A 20,774-nucleotide genomic window follows, 5' to 3' on the forward strand; every position below is an offset into this window, starting at 1 on the left:
CTGTGCAAGTGAGGTGCACAATGGGCAGCGGCGATTAACCGATGATTAACCGCCATGCCCTTGTCGCAGTGGCGTTGGGCGCCATAATGTCAGCTTAATCGGCCAACTGCCTAATCCGCTTTTTTCCTGTGGGATTCACCATGCACGTACTGGTTTGCGAAGACGATGAGCTGATCGCCAGCGGTATCGTTGCCGGGCTCACGGCTCAGGGTCTGACTGTCGAGCACGTCAACACCGCGTCGAAGGCGCGGGCGATGCTCAAGGTCGCGGAATTCGACGTGATGGTGCTCGACCTCGGCCTGCCCGACGAAGATGGCCTCAAGTTGCTGCAACAGCTGCGACAGAGCGGGCTGGAAATCCCTGTGTTGATCCTCACCGCTCGCGATTCAGTGACTGATCGTGTCGACGGTTTGCAGGCCGGCGCCGACGATTATCTGCTCAAGCCATTCGACCTGCGCGAACTGTTCGCCCGCCTGCAAACCCTGCTGCGTCGGGTAGCCGGGCGCAGCGTCAATCTGATCGAGCACGGCGCGCTCACCTACGACCCGAGCAGCCGGGAAACCCGCCTGGCCGGGCAACCGGTGGACTTGTCGCGTCGCGAGCAGTCACTGTTGCAGGCGCTACTGCACAATCGCGGCCGGGTGCTGTCCACCGAGCAACTGAAGGACAGCGTCTACGGCTTCAACGATGAGCTGGAAAGCAACGCGCTGAACGTGCATATCCATCACCTGCGCAGCAAACTCGGCAAGGGCATCGTCGAAACCGTGCGCGGTCTGGGCTATCGCCTCGGGCCTGCCGATGGCGGAGAGCAAGGCAAGTGATGAGTCTGCGCCTGCGCCTGAGTCTGACGCTCGGCGCCGCCTTCGCGCTGATCTGGGCGCTGGCGGCGGCGTGGATGCTCAGCGATCTGCGCAATCAGATGATGTTTTCCCTCGACCAGCGCCTGGTTGCTTCGGCGCGCATGGTTGCCGGCCTGCTCGAGCAATTGCCGACGCTGCCAAGCAAGGGCGAGGGCACCCACTTCAGCGCCGAACAGCTGAATATTCCCGGGGGGATGGCCTGTCAGGTCAGCTCATTGCGCGGGGAAATCCTTGCCCGTAGCCATAACAATCCCGAACAGGCGCTGGAAGCGGAAAAAATGGGCTTCCACGATCAGATGATCGACGGCGCGCCGTGGCGCAGCTTCACCCTGGCCCGCGGCGATGTGCGCATCACTACGGCGGATCGGCAGATCGAGCGCGAAGCCTTGAACATGTCGATTCTGCTCGCCGCATCGGTACCGGTTGGCGTGGCTTTGCTGGGTTGCTTGTGCCTGCTGTGGCTGGGCATCGGTCAGGGCCTGGCGCCACTCAATCGTCTGCGAGAGGCGCTGATGCGACGCAATGCCGACTCTCTTGAACCATTGCAGTTGCAGGCGTTTCCCAGCGAATTGAAGCCGTTGCTGGAAACCCAGAATCAATTGTTCCAGCGCATCGGCAAGACCATCGAGCGTGAACGTCGCCTGACCGGCGACGCCGCACATGAACTGCGCAGTCCGCTGACGGCGATCAAGACCCACCTGCAAGTGGCGCGCATGACCGACGGCAGTGCCCGCGATCAATCGCTGGCCCGCGCCGAGGAGGGTGCCGATCGCCTGCACCGCACCCTTGAGCAGTTGCTGTTGCTGGCGCGGGTCGAAGGCAGTCTGTCGTTTGATGACGGCTCGCAATGCAGCGCCGAGCAAGTGGCCCGACTGGCGATTCAGGACGCCACCGGCGGTGAACGGCTGCGGATCAAACTGCACGTGCCGGACGACCTGTCCACCGCGCCGCTGCAAATGCCTGCGGTGCTGGCGATTGCTGCACTGCGCAACCTGCTCGACAACGCCCTGCGCCATACGCCTGACGATTGTGCCGTCGAGGTCAAGCTGGAGAACATCGGCAAGCGCGTGCGCTTTGTGGTGCGCGACCATGGCCCGGGCATCGCGCCTGATGACATACAGCATTTGACTCAGCGCTTCTGGCGCAACGTGCAGAGCACCGGTTGCGGGCTGGGTCTGGCGATTGTTCAGGCAATTGTGCAGCGCTGTGACTGCGCTTTGCATTTCGACAGCCGCCCGGATGGCTTGCAGGTCGAACTGACCATGCCGTTGCAATCTCTCTGATCGCACCTCAGATCCCCTGTGGGAGCGAGCCCTGCTCGCGAATGCGGTAAGTCATTCAACATCGACGTTGACTGGCCTGACGCTTTCGCGAGCAGGCTCGCTCCCACAAATGATCACGTTCTTCCACATCAAATGTAACTTATCGGCGTTCGCTATCCGCCAGGGGTGGGGCTAAGGTCAACGCAGCTTTGACTCAATGGATTGAGGGAACTGCGCCATGGAAGCACCCGTCTGCATACGTCCGGCCACCCTGGCCGACACCGGCATCATCAACCGCATTGTCGAGCGCTCGATCCGTATCGGTTGTGCACTCGATCACCGCAACCATCCACTTCTCGTCAGCGACTGGCTCAACCGCTCCCCCGCCGATTTCATCAGTAGCCGGCTCGCCGACTCACACTTCTATCTCTGTATCGCTTCGTACGAAGACAAACCGGTCGGTGTCGGCATGGCGCAGGTCAGTGGCGAAATCCTGCTGTGTTACGTCCAGCCGGAGTCCTTTCGCCGGGGCGTCGGCCGGGCGCTGATGCAGGATCTTGAAGGCTGGTTGCGCATTCGTGGTGTGCAGCATGTTCACCTCAACAGCACCCGCACCGCCGAGGCGTTCTATCGGCATCTGGGTTACCAACAGGCAGCGCCACCCGGCCACTCCACCGGCTTGCAAACCGTGCCGCTGCAGAAACCTTTGTCCTCACCGGGCTGACAACTCGATCAAGGGTGTAAATCCGCACCGCGCTGAAGCGTTTCCAGAACAGGAAAACCTGCAAGTGCGCCCCGCGACCGGAACGCGCACCTGTCGGTGTGCTGTTCTGGTCACTATCCATAGCGAATTGAGGGGTCGAGAGATGTCAGTCGCCACCAGTCTTATCGAAGCGTCGTCGGCCCGGGTCGCCTCGGCGCCGGCGGAAACGTTATACGAATTCAACGAATCACCGTTGCTGGCGCGCCAGAGTCGGCAGGAGTCCAACGCGCGCAGCTATCCTCGGCGTATTCCCTTGGCGCTCAAGCGTGCCAAGGGCTTGTATGTCGAGGATGTTGAAGGACGTACATTCATCGACTGCCTGGCCGGGGCCGGCACGCTGGCGCTGGGGCATAACCACCCGGTGGTAATCGAGGCGATCCAGCAGGTGCTGGCCGATGAACTGCCGCTGCACACCCTCGACCTGACTACGCCGGTCAAGGATCAATTCGTCCAGGACCTGTTCGGACTGCTGCCCACGGAACTGGCGGCGCAGGCGAAAATCCAGTTCTGCGGCCCGACCGGCACCGACGCCGTGGAAGCCGCGCTGAAACTGGTGCGCACAGCCACTGGCCGCAGTACCGTGCTGTCCTTTTCCGGCGGTTATCACGGCATGAGCCAGGGCGCGTTGAGCCTGATGGGCAGCCTGGGGCCGAAAAAACCACTGGGTGCCTTGCTCAGCAGTGGCGTGCAATTCATGCCCTTTCCCTACGATTACCGCTGCCCGTTCGGCCTCGGTGGCGCGGCGGGCGTTAACGCCAATCTGAGTTATCTGGAAAACCTGCTCAACGATCCCGAGGCCGGCGTGCAACTGCCGGCGGCGGTGATTGTCGAGGCGGTGCAGGGCGAGGGCGGCGTGATACCGGCGGACATCGAGTGGTTGCGCGGCTTGCGCCGGATCACCGAGAAGGCTGGTGTGGCGCTTATTGTCGATGAGATCCAGAGCGGTTTCGCTCGTACCGGCAAGATGTTTGCCTTTGAACACGCAGGCATCGTTCCGGATGTGGTGGTGTTGTCCAAAGCCATCGGTGGCAGCCTGCCGTTGGCGGTGGTGGTTTACCGCGACTGGCTCGACACCTGGCAACCGGGCGCCCATGCCGGGACGTTCCGTGGCAATCAGATGGCCATGGCCGCCGGTTCGGCGGTGATGCGCTATCTGGTGGAGCACAAGGTCTGTGAGCACGCTGACGCCATGGGTGATCGACTCAGCGAACATCTGCACATCCTGCAACGCGACTTCCCGCAACTGGGCGATATCCGTGGTCGCGGCCTGATGCTCGGCGTCGAACTGGTCGACCCGAACGGTGCGCCCGACGCGCTCGGTCATCCGCCGGCATTCGCGCGTCTGGCGCCACTGGTGCAGCGTGAATGCCTCAAGCGTGGCTTGATTCTGGAGTTGGGCGGGCGCCATGGCGCGGTCGTGCGCTTCCTGCCGCCGCTGGTGATCAGCGCAGCGGAAATCGATCGGGTGGCCGAGATCTTCGGTCGCGCATTGGCCGCTGCCACCGCCGCGCTGTAAATTTTTCCGCGCGGCGAACGTTCTTTATACATACCCCGGCTGCATCCGTTGTGCAGCCGACCTTACAACGATGGAGAACCAGCATGACGTCAGTATTCGACCGCGAGGACATCCTCTTTCAGGTCGTGGTCAACCACGAAGAGCAATACTCGATCTGGCCCGATTACAAAGCCGTGCCGGAAGGCTGGCGCACCGTGGGCAAGAGCGGCCTGAAAAAGGAATGCCTGGCCTATATCGAAGAAGTCTGGACCGACATGCGCCCGTTGAGCCTGCGCCAGAAGATGGATGCGCAAGTCGCGGCGCAATAAGCGACCGGGCATAAAAAACCCGCTGGACCAGTGACGGTCAGCGGGTTTTTTCATGTCTGGAGAGTGACGTTGTGGGTGCGGGCCTCTTCGCGAGCAGGCTCGCTCCCACAGGGAATCGCATTGCAACTGGGGGAGCGAGCCTGCTCGCGAAGAACGATTACGCGGTCTTACTGAAACTACGCTCCGCTCAACCCCTTGAGCAACAGATCCACATTCCCCTCCAGCTCCGCCAGCGGATCCGCCGCATCGGTACTCAACACCACCAGCCGACTACCAGACTCGGCAATCGCCGCTTTCACCGGCTCTGCGGGCTGGCGATGGTGCAGCACCACTGCCACGTCATTTTCCTTGAGCGTCGCCGTCAGCTTCTTCAACTCATCTGGCGTCCAATCGGCGTCGGGGCGCGCGTCCTGTCCGGCCAGTTCAAGGTTCAGGCTACCAATCAGATAGCCGAAGTGATCGCTAAGGCTCATCACACTCAGATTATCCGCATCGGCCAGCCGCGCTTCGGTGTCGGCGCTGAGTTTCAGCAGGCGCTGTTTCAACGCCGCCAGGTTGGCTTCGATCGCAGGCTTGGCGCTCGGTGCCAGGCGCACCAGGTCCGCCGCCATCACATCGGCCATGCGCCCCATGTTGTTGCTCGCCAGCCATGGCTGACTGTTCAGGCCATCAACCTGCAGGCCTGGCTGCACGGCGATGCCGGGCAGGGCGCCGTCGACCGGACGAGCGGCATCGACTTCGACGATACGAATGTTGCTACGGCGCGCGATCGGGTACAGCGGATCATCGGCCCACAGTGAGCGCAGACCGATCACCGCGTCCGCGTCAGTGGCCAGTTTGCTCAGCGTCGGAGCGCCACGGCCGGTGAAATACGCAGTCTGACGGCTACCCGGAAGGTTGGCCGGCGCCGCGCGTTCGAGTTTGACGTCGGTACCTTTGAGCAATGCTTCGCCCAATCCATAGGTGATCGGTAACGAGGCCAGGACGCGCAGGGGTTTCGCACTTTCAGCCGCCAGCAGTGGGGTGCAAACCACGCCACACAGGGCCATGGCCAGAGTCAGGTTACGCAGTGAAAAAGCCATTTATCCAAGATTCCCTTTCAGGCTGGGGACGACGCCGCGCGCAATGGCGGCGAGGGCGAAAGCGATGCCGGCGACCAGAATGATCGCGGCGCCGGACGGAATCGGCAGGTCGAACACGATTGGCGCAAGAATCCCGCACAGCGTGCTGACGGTGGCGATCAGCACCGAACACCAGAAAAATCCTTTGAGTGACTGGCTGAGCAAACGCGCTGCCGCCGCCGGAATCACCAGCAAGGCACCGACCAGAATTGCGCCGATCACCTTCACTGCCGCAACGGTGATCAACGTCACCAGAATCACGAACAGGTAATCCAGGGTCTTCACCGCTACGCCACGCACCGCCGCCAGTTGCGGATTGAAACTGGCGAGCATGATGCGGTTGTACAGCGGCAGGGCGAGGGCCATGACCAGCGAACCGACGATCGCCAGCACCGCCAGATCATTGCCGTTGACGGTCAGTACCGAACCGAACAACACGTTTTCCAGAATGTGCACGTTGATCTTGCCGGCGAGGATCAACAGCAGGCTCGCGCCCAAGGCCAGCGACACCGAGAGAAACACGCCGATCAGCGTATCCGGTGCCAGACCGGTGCGGTTGCGCAGGTAATTGAGCAGGATGCCGAACAGCAGGCAGTAGCCGAACAGGCTGCCGTACGGGCCGGTGTAGGGTTCGCCGAGCAAGATGCCGATGGCGACACCGGTCAGCGCCGCATGGCCGACTGCTTCGGAAAAGAACGCGAAGCGCTTGACCACCACCAGCGTGCCGAGCCCGCCCAGCACCGGGCCGATCAGCAAGCCGGCGAGCAGCGCATTGACGACAAAACCGTAGGCCAGCGCCTCGGGCAGATAACCGGAAGACGCCCAACCCTGGACCATCAGCCGAAAGGCTTCGTAACTCATCAGACCGCGCTCCGTGGATGGGTAGAAAACAGCGTCAGCAGACGCTCCGGAGTCAGTGCCTGTTGCGGTGTGGCATCGAACAGCACGCGGCGGTTGAGACCGGTAACCCGATCGGCCAGCCGACCCACCGCTTCCAGATCATGCTCGATCCACAGCACGGTGATACCCGCCGCGCGCCAGTCAGTCAGCAGACGTTCGAATACCTGAATCCCGGCCTCATCGAGGGCCGACATCGGCTCGTCGAGCACCAGCAGCTGCGGCGCCGGAATCAAACCTTGCGCGAGCAGCACCCGCTGCCGCTCGCCGCCGGACAGCGCGCCCATGCGCCGCTTGCGCTTGTCCTGCATCCCGACGCGCTCCAGCGCCTCGCCGATGGCGCCGGCGTAGTGTTTGCTCAAACCGAGGAAGGCCGGGCGGCGCTGACACATCGCTGCCATGAAATCGTCGACGGTCATCGGCAAGCCGCGATCGAACTCCAGCGCCTGCGGGACGTATCCAATGGTGCCTGGCTCGCCGGGCCAGTGCAGACTGAGCTGGCCCTGATGCGGCATTTGCCCGAGCAGGGTTTTGATCAGCGAACTCTTGCCACCGCCGTTGGGGCCGACCAGCGCATGCACGCTGCCGGGCTGCACCTGGAAGCTGACCTTGTCGAGAATCGTCGTTCGCCCCAGCGTCAGGCTCACTTCCGTAAACTCCAGCGATGGCCCGGTTATCCCCTGTGGGAGCGAGCCTGCTCGCGAATGCGGTGTGTCATTCAGCGAAGATGTTGCCTGATCCGGCGTCTTCGCGAGCAGGCTCGCTCCCACCGGGTTATTGGTGCTGTCAGGGATCAGGGTTTCTTTCGACGTCATGCCCCCGACTCCTGAATCGCCCGAACCACAGTATTGAGGTTGCCGGTCATTTCCTTTTCGTACTTGTCGGCGGTGTATTCGCCGTAGGAAATGTGCGACAGCGGGTACAGCTTCACCCCGGATTCGCGCTGGATGGTGTCGACGTAGCTGGATGGGAAATCCATCTCCGAGAAGATCACTTTGACGTCGAGTTCACGCAACTGGTCGATGGTTTTTTTCAGCTGACTTGGGCTCGGCTCGATGCCGTGGGCCGGTTCGACCACGGCCGTCACTTCCAGACCGAATTCACGCAACAGATAGTCGTAAGCTGCGTGCACGGTGGCCACGCGCAGTTCGGCATTCGGTGCCTGGGTCAGTTTGGCCAACGCGTCGGCGCGCATCTGCCGCAGGCGTTTGCCGTAAGCGCGGGCGTTCTGGGTGTAGGTCTTGGCGTTTTCCGGGTCGATCTTGCCCAGCTCGCGGGCGATGTTGTTGACCTGGGCGATGGAGGCGCTGATCGACAGGAACGTGTGCGGATTGACCACTTTGCCGGCGCCGCGCGCAGCGACACCGGTGGCCGCCAGCAGCGGCACGTTCTCGTTGGCTTCGATGGTTTTTACGTTGGGTGTTTCACTGGCGGCGATCATCCGGTCGGCGAAGTCGTCATGGCCGACGCCATTGAGCACGATCACGTCCAGTCCGCTGATGCGCTTGATGTCTTCGGCGCGCGGTTCGTAGGCGTGCGGATTGAAGCCCGCAGGAATCAGCGGCACCACTTCGGCCTTGTCGCCGACGATGTTGGCGACGTAGCTGTAATACGGATGCAGAGTGATGCCGATACGCAGGCGTTTGCCTTGCTCGGCGCTGGCCAGTGGGCTCAACAGGCAGGCGCACAGGCCAAGCAGAAACAGGCGTAACAAGGGACGGCGAGGAGATGAAATGGACATGGGCAAGCAGTCTTCTCTCGGATAAAGGCGAGGAATCAATGGCGATGTTCGCGGGTGACCCCGGCATCGAATTGCGCGACGATCTGTTTCCAGCCAGCGGCGGACAGCGCGGCGTCGGACAGATCCTCAGCAGGTGCGGGATCGGCGCTGCGGTTCAGCCAGATGTCCGGTGCGGCGTTGGCGTCAGTGCCGACGCGCATCAGAAACGAACCGGCGACATCAGGCGTCGCACTCCGACCGAAATAGGCACGATCGGCGAGCATTTGCCACGCATGACCGCCACGGCTGACCGAACTGGCATCCTGCGCGAACGGCGCGAAACCTTCTTCGGCGAGCATTTGTGGCGTCGGCAGGGCGTGTTGCTCTTCGCGCAGCAAACGGATTTCGTCGAGGGTCACCCGCAGGTCGGCATAGATGCCTTGCTCGGCGGCGCTGAGATCACGGCGGGCGTCGAACTGGTTGCTGGCGACCGGCTCCGGTTCATGGGAAACCCCGCGCCACGCCACCACCGAGCCGGCGACCGCGAGGATCAGCAGGCATAACAGGAGTACATTCAGGGTTTCATGACCGGCGCCGGCCGGGCGTACCACTTGCGTCGTCGGGCTACTCATGGGGCTTCAATATCCGCCTGGTCGATTTCCACAACGTGGCCGGGGCCGGCGTCAAACAGCACATAGAACTCGCTGCCGGGCTTCTTGAACGTCAGCGTCGAGTCTTCACCCAGTTTGCCCGGCACCAGAATGGTTTCGTCGTAGCCGATCACATCGAGGGTCACGCCCGGCGCGCCGCTGCCGTCGGAGAAACCGCCGGTGCATTTGATCTGTTCGGCATCGATGGCTTTGCATTCGCACATCGGGTTGTGCGCCACGGCGCTGGCACTGAAACCGGCGCTCAGCACCAGCAGCGCGGCGCTTGCCAGCAAGCGGTTATGAAGAGGTGAGCGAGTCATGGTTTGGCTCCTTGTCTGTTCAGCCATGCAACCGTGGCGGGGGAGGCTTGGCTCAGCGGGATCGAGGCCTGATGCATGCTGCCGTCCCAGCCTTCCATGGTGATCCACAGCTCGGCGTCAGGTTTGGTTTTTGCCGGGATCGGCATTTGCGTGCCCATGCGATAAGGCGTACCGAAGAAGATCGTGCCGGCGGCGCGCAGGCTGCGCGGTTTGCCGATGCGCAGGTAAGTGGCCTTGACCTGTTCGACGCAGGTATCACAAACGGCGGCAGTGAAATCCTTCATATAGCCGGCCGGACCGCTCAGGTGCGGCGCCTCTTCGCGTAACTCGGCCAGGCGCAGGCTCCACGGGCCGACCTGAACGGTGCCTATTTCCCGTTGACCCAGGCCACTGTCGCCGCGAAACAGCGAGGCATCGGCAAAGTATTTCGGCATGAAGCCCAGCGGGATCAACAGCAACAGGACGTTGATGTGGAAGCGCCACTTGTGCCAGAAGCGCGACAGGCGCGACGGCGGTGTGACCGAGATGGCTTTGTTCACAGACTGGCCTCCGAAGGTTCACGGCGCAGCGCCGGTTGTGCCTTGATGCGGTTTTTCTTGTCCTCGCGTTTCAGCGCGTTGGCCGTGGCCAGGGCGGTGCGCTTGGTCCAGATCAGCAGGCCGCTGAGAATCATCATGCTCAACAACAGTCCGAAGAAGAACCAGATCAACTTGATCCAGATCCCACCGAAGTCGCCGGTGTGCAGCGGACGCATGGACTCGGTGACGAATTCCAGCGAGGACCGGTCGGACAGCAGCCGTGAAGAGGCCATTTCGCCGTTGTACGGGTTGAGAGTCGCGGTCTGATACATCAGCGGATACCAGCCACGGCCGCTGACGCTCATGTGCGAGTAGGCATTGCCCGGCAGGTTGACGTAGCTGGCTTCCAGCCCCGGAATCTTCTGCTGGGCGATTTCGATGGCGCGGTCCAGGCTGATACGCGGCGGCGGGGTGCCGGCGGCCGAGATCGGCACACTTTCGCGGGACATCGCCGGGATGATCGGCTCGCTGGAAATCGAAATCTGGTTATCGAACAGGATCGCCTTGATCAGGAACCAGATGCCGGTGATGGAAATCACCGCGATGAACCAGATCGACCAGATGCCGCACAGGCGATGAAAGTCGCCCCAGAAAATCCGCGCGCCATGGCGTACACGCAGGGTCGGGCGCAGAAAACCTTTCCAGAAGCGCTTGTAGACCACCAGCCCGGTAATCAGCGACACCAGCATCGGTACGCCGAGCAGTGACACCAGATACCAGCCCCAGCTGTAGCCATTGGTGAACGGCACCAGCCACCAGCCGTGCAGGGCGCGGGTGAACGCCTTGAAATCGAAGGCCGGCGCGGTGCCCTGGATGACCCCGGTATACGGATTGACATAGACCGTCAGCGAGCGCCCGTCGGGGTAGCTGACTTCAACGTCGAGGGCAAAGTGCGACTCGTCCGGACGATTGATGCTCTGCACCAGGGTTTGCGGCTCGGCTTGTTTGATCGCAGCGAGGATCTGGTCGTAGCTCAGTCGCGGCGCGTCGTCCGACGGCTGACTGGCGCGCATTTGCGGGTTGGCCAGCCAGACAATTTCCTGGCTGACCACCGCCAGCGTGCCGGTGACACAGACGATCAATACAAAGAACCAGATCGGCAACGCCAGCCAGCTATGCACCAGGAACCACAGTTTGGAACGGGATTTCTTCGACATGATTGCGCGTCTTGATTGCGGTGGAAGGGGCCGGGCTACGGGCTTCGCAGCACGGAACTCCCCGGGAGGCCGTTCGTGGCTTTTGCCTACGCGAACGGCCTGCATTCCTATAAGACGGATGAGCGAAGAAAATCCCGAAAGCGGATATGAAAGTAAATGTTTCGCAATTACATCGACAGTGCGTTTTTTGTCGGTCGATCCGAGGCAAAAAGCCCTCAGCCTTGGTTAAACATCTCCATTGCACGTTGGCGAATCTGCTCTTCGCTCAGATCCTCTTTGTGCGTGGCGAGAAACCACAGATGGCCGAACGGATCTCTCAGCGTGCCGCTGCGATCACCATAAAACTGGTCTTTGACCTCGGAGACGCTTTGCGCCCCGGCATCCAGCGCTTGTCGAAAGGACTGGTCGACATCGGTGACATACAGGTGCAAGCCGATCGATACCGCCTGCTGCGGGTTGCTCAAGGGGCCTTGATCGCAAGGCGTGCCCAGCATGATTGCGCTGTCGCCGATGCGCAGTTCGGCGTGGCCGATATTGCCGTCGGGCATGGTCAGGCGCATGACTTCGCTGGCGTTGAAGGCTTTTTTATAGAACTCGATGGCCTCGGCGGCCTGTTGGATGCCGAGATACGGGGTAATGCTGTGATACCCCTCGGGAATGGGTTTGACGCTCATGACGTTCTCCCTGTTTTTGTTTTCAACAGATGTGGTTACACCGGTTTACCCGGAGCAATCACTATAGAACCGTCCTTACTGCGCAGATTTTCCGCCGACGAGCAGCAATCATCATTCATCGCGAAAGTGCGGGCCTGGCCCTCGGTCGCCGAGCATGTCGCCTTTATTGCGTAATGGACACGCTTCCATGGACAGACAGCCGCAGCCGATGCACCCGGTGAGCTGATCGCGCATTAGCGTCAATTGCCTGATTCGTTCATCGAGCTCGCCCTGCCATTGTTCAGACAGCATTTTCCAGTCCGCCGCCGACGGCGCGCGATCCTGCGGCAGGATCTTCAGCGCTTCGCCGATTTCCGCCAGCGGTATCCCCAACCGTTGCGCGACTTTGATCAACGCCACCCGGCGCAGAACTGCACGCGGATAGCGGCGCTGATTGCCGGCATTGCGTTCACTCTTGATCAAACCTTTGGCTTCATAAAAATGCAGCGCGGTGACCGCGACGCCACTGCGCGCAGAAACTTCGCCGACGGTGAGAGGCTTGTGTACCTGCTCTTTGCTGATCATGCTGAAAATGCTCTTGACCTTGACTTAACTAGAGGTTTTACCCTGCAGCTCTTCGGGTCGCAAGGCTCGCTTCAAGATGAGTGGGGCTTTCCATGAGCAATCGCAGCTTTACCCAATTGATCGAATTCGAAATCGAACCTCGTCAGCAAGCGGCGCTGGTCTCGGCTCTGGCGACGCAGACCGAGGGTCTGGCTCAGCGTTACGACGGATTTCTCAGCGCCAGCGTGCAAGCCAGCGACGACGGCCGCCGAGTGTTGAGCTTTTTGCAGTGGCAAAGTCGCGAAGCGGGCGAGGCGGCATTTCGCAGTTTCGAACGCGGCGAAGAGGATTTCTGGCAGTTGATCCGTACGCATCGGGCGAAAACCGTGACCTTCAATTCATTCCAGGTGCACAGCAGCATTGCCCGCAGCCACGACGATGCGCTGCATTGCCGTCTGCCGGTCAGCCAGTATTAGCGCAAACCTGATAGCCACTATTGAGAGCGTTGATTTCTGCGCGAGCGTGCCCGGGCGTAGCCTTTCTCCATCGACCCCACATTGCTCGCCAGGACGCTCCCATGAACCGTTTACTGACTGTTTCGCTGATGCTCGCTGTTTCCGTACTCGCCGGTTGTGCCGGCCATGTTTCGCCCGAGCTGCGCCCTTACACCGCTGAAGAATCCCGCGAACTGGCACTGGAAGCGCTGAACCGCAGCGGTTTGTCGTTCGACGAATACCACGCGAAAAAAGCCCAATTGCTCGGCCAGCCGCAGAAGACCTTCGGCTTCGATCAACAGGGTGAGATGAGCGCCGAACGTGCCATACAGCTGCACGGTCGTCCAAGCTGAAAGCAAACTGTACTGCTTGAAGTTTTCCCTAACTGTCCGTGGGTTTGCCGGGCCGTGTGGGATAGGGTCAACAGCTGAATGACCCTGGATGGACTGCTTTGATGAACCTCTCGCTTGATCTGCTGTTGGGCTTTGCCCTGTTTGCCCTTGTTACCTCGATCACACCGGGGCCGAACAACACCATGTTGTTGGCGTCCGGAGTGAACTTCGGTTTCAACCGCACCATTCCCCACATGCTCGGCATCAGCTGCGGCTTCTTTCTGTTGGTGGTAGCGGTGGGCTTCGGCCTTGGCGCGGTGTTTCAGGCCTATCCGATTCTCTACACAGTGCTGCGCTATGTCGGCGCGGCGTATTTGCTGTATCTGGCGTGGAAGATCGCCCACTCCGGCCCGGTCGGTGACAGTGCCGTCGGCGAGGCGAAACCGATCAGCTATCTGGGCGCTGCAGCGTTCCAGTGGGTCAATCCCAAGGCCTGGATCATGGCCATCGGTGCCATCAGCACGTACACGCCCATGCAGGGTTATTTCTATAACGTCGTGATCATCGCGGCGGTGTTCGCCATCATCAACCTGCCCAGCGTCGGCCTGTGGGCGGCGTGCGGCACGCTGTTGCGCAATGTGCTCAAGGATCCGCGCTGGTTGCGCGTGTTCAATTGGGGCATGGCCGCGCTGTTGGTGATCTCGTTGTATCCGTTACTTCTGGAAAGCTTTCATTGACGCATTGCTTCAATCGCCGGCCCGATGCCTGTTAAGCTCGGTTTCAGGAGCGTTCCTACGCACTTTTAATGAAGCCCTACTTCTTTAACGGCATCCGATCAGGTATTGATGACGCTCTCGAACCCATGCACAGCTCACGAGGCTGTGCATTGTCGTTTGCAGACACGAGCCTCCTGATCCCGGAACACGCTCTGCGAGTCCTTTATGAACACACGTCCGTTGTATTTCGATTACGCCGCCACCACCCCGGTGGACGAGCGGGTCATCCAGGTGATGATCGAATGTCTGGGTTTTCACGGTAACTTCGGCAACCCGGCGTCCAGCTCCCACGCCTTCGGCCAGCAGGCCCGGCAAACGGTCGAGCAGGCGCGCCGGCAAGTTGCCGATCTGGTCGGCGCGCAGCCTGAGCAGATTGTCTGGACCTCCGGTGCCACTGAATCCAACAACCTCGCCCTCAAAGGCGTCGCTCAGGCCCGTGGCGTTCGCGGCGGGCACATCATTACCAGTCAGATCGAACACAAGGCCATTCTCGACACCGCGCGGCAATTGCAGGATTCGGGCATTGCCGTGACCTATCTGGTGCCGGACGCCCAAGGCTTGATCACGCCGCAAGCGGTCAGCGAAGCGATGCGTGATGACACCTTTCTGGTGTCGCTGATGCTGGTCAACAATGAATTGGGCACGGTCAACGATGTCGAGGCGATTGGCGAGGTGGTGCGCAGTCGGCAGGCCCTGTTTCATGTCGACGCCGCGCAGGGCGCTGGCAAGGTCGCGATCGATCTGAGCCGCTGGCCGGTGGATCTGATGTCGTTTTCCGCACACAAAGTCTACGGCCCCAAGGGCATCGGCGCCTTGTACGTCGGCCCGCAGGCGCAGCAACGCTTGCAGGCGCAAATCCATGGTGGCGGTCACGAAGGTGGCTTGCGCTCCGGGACCCTGGCGACTCACCAGATTGCCGGGATGGGCGCTGCATTCGCGTTGGCCGCCGACGCATTCGCTGAAGAGAAAAAGTCCATCATCGCTTTGCGCGAACGCTTGCTCGAACAGCTTTTGAAGTTGCCCGGCGTGCGCCTCAATGGCTGTGCCTCGCAACGTATTCCGCACACCCTGAGCCTGACGTTCAGCGAGGGCGAGTTCAACAGCGCTGCGTTGAGCCATTCGATCGCGTTTTCCGCGACGTCGGCGTGTAATTCCGCAAGTAATGCGCCGTCCCACGTGCTGCTCGCGCTCGGGCACGATGCGCGGCTGGCGGGGCGTACCATTCGCTTGAGCCTCGGGCGGTTTACCACCGTCGAGGATGTCGACAAGGCCGTTGACCTGATCACAACCGCCTGCGCCAGTGCCCCGGCATTCTGGGCGACAGGGCTTTAAACAGCCGACGCTTTCCATGGCCGCCAAGGCTACGAACAATAACGATGACGCGATTAGCAGGAGACATGATGAGTTCCCACACCTTGACCGAAGGATCGGTACCTCAGCGCCTGGCGCATACCCGTGAACTGATGCGCCGCGAAGGCATCCATGCGCTGCTGGTGCCGTCCGCCGACCCGCATCTGTCGGAATACCTGCCGGGTTACTGGCAGGGCCGGCAGTGGCTGTCGGGTTTCCACGGTTCGGTCGGTACGCTGATCGTCACGGCTGATTTCGCCGGTGTATGGGCCGACAGTCGTTACTGGGAGCAGGCGACGAAAGAGCTCAACGGCAGTGGCATCGAACTGGTCAAGCTGCAACCGGGGCAGCCGAGCCCGCTGGACTGGCTCGCCGAGCAAACACCTGAAGGCGGCGTCGTTGCGGTCGATGGTGCGGTGATGGCAGTGGCGTCGGCGCGCACACTGGGTAGCAAACTCGAAGCACGCGGCGCTCGCCTGCGCACCGATATCGACCTGTTGCAGGAAGTCTGGCGTGATCGTCCAAGCCTGCCGAACGCGCCGATCTATCCGCATCTGCCGCCGCAAGCGACCGTCAGCCGTGGCGAGAAACTCGCGAAATTGCGCGAAACCTTGCAAGAGCGCGGTGCCGACTGGCACTTCATCGCCACCCTGGATGACATCGCCTGGCTGTTCAACCTGCGTGGCGGTGATGTCTCGTTCAATCCGGTGTTTGTTTCGTTCGCTTTGATCAATCAGCAACAGGCCACGCTGTTTGTGGCGCTGAGCAAGGTCGATGCCGATCTGCGCGCTGTGCTTGAACAGGATGGCGTAACGCTGCGTGATTACAGCGAAGTGGCCGATGCGTTGCGGTCTGTGCCGAGTGGCGCGAGCCTGCTGGTCGATCCGGCGCGAGTGACCACAGGTTTGCTGGATCACCTGGACAGTGGCGTGAAACTGGTCGAGGGTCTCAACCCGACTACGTTGGCCAAATCGCAGAAAAGCGAAGCCGACGCTCAGCACATCCGCAAAGCGATGGAGCAGGATGGCGCGGCATTGTGCGAATTCTTTGCCTGGCTGGAATCGGCGTGGGGGCGCGAGCGCATCACCGAACTGACCATCGACGAGAAACTTACCGCTGCCCGGGAACGTCGTCCCGATTACGTTTCGCTGAGCTTCAACACCATTGCCGCGTTCAACGCCAATGGCGCGATGCCGCACTATCACGCTACCGAGGAAGAGCATGCGGTGATCGAGGGTGATGGTCTGTTGCTCATCGACTCCGGCGGCCAGTACCTCGGCGGGACCACAGACATCACCCGCATGGTCCCGGTGGGGACGCCGACGCAAGAGCAAAAGCAGGATTGCACGCGCGTGTTGAAAGGCGTGATTGCCTTGTCGAGGGCACGATTCCCGAAAGGCATTCTTTCCCCGCTGCTCGACGCGATCGCCCGTGCGCCGATCTGGGCTGACAACGTCGACTACGGTCACGGCACCGGTCACGGCGTGGGCTATTTCCTCAACGTTCACGAAGGTCCGCAAGTGATCGCTTATCAAGCGGCACCGGCACCGCAAACAGCGATGCAACCGGGGATGATCACTTCGATCGAACCCGGCACTTATCGCCCAGGCCGCTGGGGCGTGCGCATCGAGAACCTGGCGATGAACCGCGAGGCCGGCAGCAGCGAATTCGGCGACTTCCTCAAGTTCGAAACCCTGACGCTGTGCCCGATCGATACCCGCTGCCTGATTGCCGACCTGCTGACCCATGAAGAAAAGCAGTGGCTGAACGACTACCATTGCGAGGTGCGTGAGCGTCTGAGCCCATTGCTGGACGGTGCGGCTCTGAGCTGGCTGAACGAGCGCACTGTGGCCATTTGATCGATTTACCCAAGGCGCCGCTCGCGGTGCCTTGGGGCTCGGCTTCAATCCTGGCGCAACGCCTCTTCTACGAAGTCGAGTCGATCCTGACCGAAGAACAACTGATCGCCGATGAACATGCTGGGGGCACCGAAAACGCCGCGCTTGATGGCGGCTTCGGTGTTTTCCTTGAGTGCGGCTTTGACTGATTCATCGTTGGTCAGCGCCATTGTCTCTTGGGGATCGAAGCCGTTTTCAGTGAGCACGGCGGCTACGGTTTGCGGATCGTTGAGGTTACGGCCTTCTACCCAAAGAGCCTTGAACAGGCAATCGACGAACTCCGCGAAACGCTGCGGCTGGTGCATCTGCATGCCAGTGACGGCACGCATCAATATCAGCGTGTTGATTGGAAAGTGCGGATTGAATCTCAGCTGGACGCCGTAGCGTTTGGCGAAGCGATCGAGGTCCTTAAACATGTAGCGACCCTTGGCCGGAATCATTGCCGGCGAAGCGTTGCCGGTGGCTTTGAACACCCCTCCCAACAGCATTGGAATATAGGTCAGTTCGCTTTGGGCATCGGCGCAAATCTTCGGCAGTTGGGTGTATGCCAGATAGGTAGCGGGGCTGCCAAGGTCGAAATAGAATTCCACGGTTTTCGTCATGATCGAGTTGCTCTCTTATTGTTGTAATGGGGGGGAGGGCTTACCAGCGTTCGTTCCATGGGCGCAGGTCCAGCTCGAAGGTCCAGGCATCCCGCGGCTGACTGTGCAGATACCAGTAGTTTTCGGCGATGTGCTCTGGATTGAGAATGCCGTCCTGATCCTTGGTCGCGTATTTCTCGGGAAAGCTGTTACGGATGAAATCGGTGTCGATCGCACCATCAACCACGACGTGGGCGACATGAATGTTCATCGGCCCCAACTCTCTCGCCATGCTTTGTGCCAGTGCGCGGATGCCATGCTTGGCTCCAGCGAAAGCGGCAAATCCAGAAGCTCCGCGCAACCCGGCCGTGGCTCCGGTGAACAGAATCGTGCCGCGCTGCCGAGTCACCATGCGCTTGGCCACTTCACGGGCATTGAGAAAGCCGGAGAAGCAGGCCATCTCCCAGATCTTGAAATATTTGCGTGCGGTTTCTTCGAGAATGCTGCAGGGCACGTTGGCGCCGATGTTGAAGACAAAGGCCTCAATCGGGCCGACTCGGGTTTCGATGTCTTCAATCAGCGCTATGACGTCTTCTTCCTTACGCGCATCGCAGGCAAAACCATGAGCCTCACCGCCCTCAGCGATGATTGCATCAACCAGTGGCTGCAATTTGTCGGCGCTGCGCCGGGTCACGCAGGCGATGAAACCTTCACTGGCGAAACGCTTGGCAATCGCTCCGCCCGTGGCATCGCCGGCCCCGACAACCAACACGACCTTCTTGTTATTCATGGGTGAACCCTTTTTGGTTAACGATCGTTTAGTTAACGAACGTTATGCTAGGATTTGCGCAGCGTCAAGGCGAGCTATTTCAGGAGAGGGCATGCGTTATTCGGCCGGACATAAATCGGAAACCCGCGAACGGTTGCTGCAGAGCAGCGCGCTGTCGGCGAAAAAATCGGGGTTTTCCACGGTGGGCGTGGATGGCCTGATGAAAGCCATCGGTTTGAGTGGCGCGGCGTTCTACAGCCACTTTTCATCAAAGGATGCGCTGTTCGCTGCCATCGTCGAGCGAGAGTTGAGTGAAAGCCTTGAGCGCCTTGGTGGCCAGGGCGGTGCAGATCGGCAGCGGCTGGAGCGCTGTCTGAAGCAGTACCTGAGCATGGCGCACGTCGAGCAACCTGAGGTCGGTTGCGCGCTGCCGACATTGGGCGCGGAGATTGCCCGTGCCGATGTGCAGGTGCGCGAGCAGGCTGAAGAGTGGATCTGCCGCCTTCAGCAGGGCTGGGCTCAGATACTGGAAAGCGAGAGTCTGGCCTGGTCGGTGCTTTCGCAGTGCGTGGGTGCGTTGGTAGTCGCGCGCATGCTGGCAACACCGGATATGCAGCGTACGGTGTTGCGCTCAAGCCATGCGGAAATTACGCGTCAGCTCGCTTTGCCACGAGCCGAGTAGTTATTTGCAGATGACGATCATGCTGCGGCTGGTGTAACCGGCGGGGTTCAGGCCGAACGGATAATCACCAGGTTCCTCTACCGCATCCCCGGATTTGGCGATCACCTTGTAACCCTTGGGGGCGCAGGAGTTGGCGGCGCTCGTGTAGCACTTGTCCCATGAAGATGAAAGTCCGGAACAGTTGATATGCAGCCCCTTCTTGCCGCGCTTGACCTGGGTTTCCGAGGTCGCTGCGCAACTCGCGATCGCCAGCAGGGCGATCAATAGCAAAATTCGTTTCATTACCATCCTTAATAGCGGCCGCGAGTCTGGTGCTCGGGTCTGCCTGTATTCGCTCGCGTTTGCAGCGTTGCGCCGTCCTTTGCGAAAAAATCCATGCCTGGCGATGGGTTACGAAGCTAAACATGGCCTAAATGAGCGCCAATTACCAGAGGTCAGTTTGCTTACGCTTCAGTCGGCCGCGACAGCAGGCTTTGCTCCACTGCCCATGGTCATCGTTGCGCCCACCGATGCCAGAATAATGCACAGGATGGCCAGCCATTGTGACAATGAAAGGTATTCCTGGAGAAAAAGCAGGCCTGACAGCGCGCCGAAGGCCGGCTCAATACTCATGAGCGTGCCGAAGGTGCGTGCGGGCATTCGAGTGAGGGCTACCATTTCCAGGGTGTAGGGCAGGGCGGTGGAGAGAACGGCGACTCCGATGGCGATCGGAATAAGTGATGGCGTAAGCAGCGCAGCGCCGGCGTGAATGATGCCGATCGGCGCGACGAACAGCGCAGCGATCATCACGCCCAAGGCTGCCGTAGTTACACCGTTGTCGGCACCGGCCTTCTGCCCGAACAGAATGTACAGCGCCCAGCAGACGCCAGCTCCCAACGCGTAGCCCGCACCGACCAGATCTATGCCTGCACTGGTAGCTCCGGTAGGTATCAATAGAAGCAAGCCGGCCGCAGCAAGCGCGATCCAGAGGAAATCGATGGCGCGGCGAGAGGCATAGATAGCTACGGCCAATGGGCCGGTGAATTCCAGCGCAACGGCGATGCCCAGCGGCACCGTCCGCAAGGACATATAGAAGAGGAAGTTCATTCCGCCCAATGCCATTCCGTAAACGATCACGGTACGCAGGGACTTGGCAGTCAACGTTGCGCGCCACGGCCTTAGTATCAGTAACATGATCACGCTGGCAAAGATCAGGCGAAGCGTGGTCGTCCCCTGTGCCCCGATAATCGGGAACATGCTTTTGGCCAGAGAAGCCCCTGACTGGATGGATGCCATTGCTATCATGAGCAGGCAAACCGGAAACAACGTGGAGGCGAGAGAGCGGGGTTGGTCATTCATTGCGCGGCAGCATCCAAGGCAAAACAGTATTGTTGTGGGAGTGGGCAATATACTGCGCACTGGATTGGGCTGCGTCTATATATAGAGGCGCTTTTTGCTCTTTTGAATGAAAAGCGAAATTAACGGTTGACGGCAGATTCCAGAGGTCTATAATTCGCCCCACTTCCGGCGCAGTCGAAACGGAA

26 protein-coding genes are annotated in these 20,774 nt (G+C 60.6%); 11 read left to right on the top strand and 15 right to left on the bottom strand.

Annotated features, from left to right (window positions below; all coding sequences use genetic code 11):
• Positions 1 to 140 precede the first annotated feature (140 nt).
• From AC4IHP_RS25250 to AC4IHP_RS25270, 5 genes are all read left to right on the top strand, one after another.
• Positions 141 to 821 (top strand): response regulator, encoded by a 681-nt coding sequence (locus tag AC4IHP_RS25250; protein ID WP_042607836.1) that lies wholly within the window; start codon positions 141 to 143, stop codon positions 819 to 821.
• A complete protein-coding gene (locus tag AC4IHP_RS25255) occupies positions 821 to 2,143 on the top strand; it encodes an ATP-binding protein (protein ID WP_490833020.1) in 1,323 nt (440 codons plus the stop codon). The genes AC4IHP_RS25250 and AC4IHP_RS25255 overlap by 1 nt, the downstream gene beginning before the upstream one ends.
• 217 nt (positions 2,144 to 2,360) lie before the next feature.
• Positions 2,361 to 2,846, top strand: coding sequence for a GNAT family N-acetyltransferase (locus tag AC4IHP_RS25260; RefSeq protein WP_460120472.1), 486 nt, complete (start codon positions 2,361 to 2,363; stop codon positions 2,844 to 2,846).
• Positions 2,847 to 2,988: 142 nt separating this feature from the next.
• On the top strand, positions 2,989 to 4,401 hold the full coding sequence (locus AC4IHP_RS25265) for an aspartate aminotransferase family protein (protein ID WP_490833021.1): 1,413 nt from the start codon (positions 2,989 to 2,991) through the stop codon (positions 4,399 to 4,401).
• An 83-nt stretch (positions 4,402 to 4,484) separates the two neighbouring features.
• Positions 4,485 to 4,709 (top strand): MbtH family protein, encoded by a 225-nt coding sequence (locus AC4IHP_RS25270; protein WP_041478467.1) that lies wholly within the window; start codon positions 4,485 to 4,487, stop codon positions 4,707 to 4,709.
• Between the two features lie 176 nt (positions 4,710 to 4,885).
• Here the strand turns inward: AC4IHP_RS25270 and AC4IHP_RS25275 are convergent, their stop codons facing one another.
• The 10 genes from AC4IHP_RS25275 to soxR all read right to left on the bottom strand — a co-directional run bounded on the left by AC4IHP_RS25275 (position 4,886) and on the right by soxR (position 12,390).
• On the bottom strand, positions 4,886 to 5,791 hold the full coding sequence (locus AC4IHP_RS25275; protein ID WP_460120466.1) for a metal ABC transporter substrate-binding protein: 906 nt from the start codon (positions 5,789 to 5,791) through the stop codon (positions 4,886 to 4,888).
• Positions 5,792 to 6,691 (bottom strand): metal ABC transporter permease, encoded by a 900-nt coding sequence (locus AC4IHP_RS25280; RefSeq protein ID WP_007917717.1) that lies wholly within the window; start codon positions 6,689 to 6,691, stop codon positions 5,792 to 5,794. It lies immediately after the preceding gene.
• A complete protein-coding gene (locus AC4IHP_RS25285; RefSeq protein ID WP_490833022.1) occupies positions 6,691 to 7,542 on the bottom strand; it encodes a metal ABC transporter ATP-binding protein in 852 nt (283 codons plus the stop codon). The genes AC4IHP_RS25280 and AC4IHP_RS25285 overlap by 1 nt, the downstream gene beginning before the upstream one ends.
• The gene (locus AC4IHP_RS25290; protein ID WP_130912594.1) at positions 7,539 to 8,468 is read right to left on the bottom strand and encodes a metal ABC transporter substrate-binding protein; all 930 of its coding nucleotides are present in this window, start codon (positions 8,466 to 8,468) and stop codon (positions 7,539 to 7,541) included. The genes AC4IHP_RS25285 and AC4IHP_RS25290 overlap by 4 nt, the downstream gene beginning before the upstream one ends.
• 35 nt (positions 8,469 to 8,503) lie before the next feature.
• Positions 8,504 to 9,079, bottom strand: a complete 576-nt coding sequence (locus tag AC4IHP_RS25295) for a DUF6162 family protein (RefSeq protein WP_490833023.1) — start codon at positions 9,077 to 9,079, stop codon at positions 8,504 to 8,506.
• Positions 9,076 to 9,417, bottom strand: coding sequence for a hypothetical protein (locus AC4IHP_RS25300; protein ID WP_490833024.1), 342 nt, complete (start codon positions 9,415 to 9,417; stop codon positions 9,076 to 9,078). The genes AC4IHP_RS25295 and AC4IHP_RS25300 overlap by 4 nt, the downstream gene beginning before the upstream one ends.
• Positions 9,414 to 9,956, bottom strand: coding sequence for a thiamine pyrophosphate-binding protein (locus tag AC4IHP_RS25305; RefSeq protein WP_490833025.1), 543 nt, complete (start codon positions 9,954 to 9,956; stop codon positions 9,414 to 9,416). The genes AC4IHP_RS25300 and AC4IHP_RS25305 overlap by 4 nt, the downstream gene beginning before the upstream one ends.
• Entirely contained in the window at positions 9,953 to 11,152 is a 1,200-nt protein-coding gene (locus tag AC4IHP_RS25310) for a PepSY-associated TM helix domain-containing protein (RefSeq protein WP_133339317.1), read from the bottom strand. The genes AC4IHP_RS25305 and AC4IHP_RS25310 overlap by 4 nt, the downstream gene beginning before the upstream one ends.
• 215 nt (positions 11,153 to 11,367) lie before the next feature.
• Positions 11,368 to 11,826: a VOC family protein gene (locus AC4IHP_RS25315; RefSeq protein WP_490833026.1), complete on the bottom strand. Its 459-nt coding sequence runs from the start codon at positions 11,824 to 11,826 to the stop codon at positions 11,368 to 11,370.
• A gap of 111 nt (positions 11,827 to 11,937) precedes the next feature.
• Positions 11,938 to 12,390 (bottom strand): redox-sensitive transcriptional activator SoxR, encoded by a 453-nt coding sequence (gene soxR, locus AC4IHP_RS25320; RefSeq protein ID WP_490833027.1) that lies wholly within the window; start codon positions 12,388 to 12,390, stop codon positions 11,938 to 11,940.
• A 92-nt stretch (positions 12,391 to 12,482) separates the two neighbouring features.
• Between soxR and AC4IHP_RS25325 the strand changes: the two genes are divergently transcribed.
• The 5 genes from AC4IHP_RS25325 to AC4IHP_RS25345 all read left to right on the top strand — a co-directional run bounded on the left by AC4IHP_RS25325 (position 12,483) and on the right by AC4IHP_RS25345 (position 17,180).
• Positions 12,483 to 12,845, top strand: coding sequence for an antibiotic biosynthesis monooxygenase (locus AC4IHP_RS25325; protein WP_056788591.1), 363 nt, complete (start codon positions 12,483 to 12,485; stop codon positions 12,843 to 12,845).
• 101 nt (positions 12,846 to 12,946) lie between these two features.
• Positions 12,947 to 13,216: a hypothetical protein gene (locus AC4IHP_RS25330; RefSeq protein ID WP_016770723.1), complete on the top strand. Its 270-nt coding sequence runs from the start codon at positions 12,947 to 12,949 to the stop codon at positions 13,214 to 13,216.
• Positions 13,217 to 13,317: 101 nt separating this feature from the next.
• On the top strand, positions 13,318 to 13,932 hold the full coding sequence (locus tag AC4IHP_RS25335) for a LysE family translocator (RefSeq protein WP_133339307.1): 615 nt from the start codon (positions 13,318 to 13,320) through the stop codon (positions 13,930 to 13,932).
• Between the two features lie 204 nt (positions 13,933 to 14,136).
• Entirely contained in the window at positions 14,137 to 15,303 is a 1,167-nt protein-coding gene (locus AC4IHP_RS25340) for an aminotransferase class V-fold PLP-dependent enzyme (protein WP_490833028.1), read from the top strand.
• A 68-nt stretch (positions 15,304 to 15,371) separates the two neighbouring features.
• Complete coding sequence (locus AC4IHP_RS25345) at positions 15,372 to 17,180, top strand: aminopeptidase P family protein (RefSeq protein ID WP_490833029.1); 1,809 nt, start codon at positions 15,372 to 15,374, stop codon at positions 17,178 to 17,180.
• A 44-nt stretch (positions 17,181 to 17,224) separates the two neighbouring features.
• Here AC4IHP_RS25345 and AC4IHP_RS25350 read toward each other — a convergent pair whose 3' ends face one another.
• Together AC4IHP_RS25350 and AC4IHP_RS25355 are read right to left on the bottom strand one after the other, a co-directional pair.
• Complete coding sequence (locus AC4IHP_RS25350) at positions 17,225 to 17,821, bottom strand: 2-hydroxychromene-2-carboxylate isomerase (protein ID WP_490833030.1); 597 nt, start codon at positions 17,819 to 17,821, stop codon at positions 17,225 to 17,227.
• 40 nt (positions 17,822 to 17,861) lie between these two features.
• Entirely contained in the window at positions 17,862 to 18,590 is a 729-nt protein-coding gene (locus AC4IHP_RS25355; protein WP_460120444.1) for an SDR family oxidoreductase, read from the bottom strand.
• Between the two features lie 91 nt (positions 18,591 to 18,681).
• Here AC4IHP_RS25355 and AC4IHP_RS25360 point away from each other — a divergent pair, with 91 nt between their 5' ends.
• Positions 18,682 to 19,251, top strand: a complete 570-nt coding sequence (locus AC4IHP_RS25360) for a TetR/AcrR family transcriptional regulator (protein ID WP_490833031.1) — start codon at positions 18,682 to 18,684, stop codon at positions 19,249 to 19,251.
• On the opposite strand, the gene AC4IHP_RS25365 is transcribed toward AC4IHP_RS25360, so the two are convergent.
• The 3 genes from AC4IHP_RS25365 to AC4IHP_RS25375 all read right to left on the bottom strand — a co-directional run.
• Positions 19,252 to 19,533 (bottom strand): hypothetical protein, encoded by a 282-nt coding sequence (locus AC4IHP_RS25365; protein WP_039759777.1) that lies wholly within the window; start codon positions 19,531 to 19,533, stop codon positions 19,252 to 19,254.
• Positions 19,534 to 19,701: 168 nt separating this feature from the next.
• Positions 19,702 to 20,589: a threonine/homoserine exporter RhtA gene (gene rhtA / locus AC4IHP_RS25370; protein ID WP_490833032.1), complete on the bottom strand. Its 888-nt coding sequence runs from the start codon at positions 20,587 to 20,589 to the stop codon at positions 19,702 to 19,704.
• On the bottom strand, positions 20,582 to 20,774 hold a 193-nt coding region (locus tag AC4IHP_RS25375), incomplete at its 5' end, for a hypothetical protein (RefSeq protein WP_490833033.1). The genes AC4IHP_RS25375 and rhtA, both read right to left, overlap by 8 nt.

It is taken from the genome of Pseudomonas sp. UF-293 (assembly GCF_058245595.1).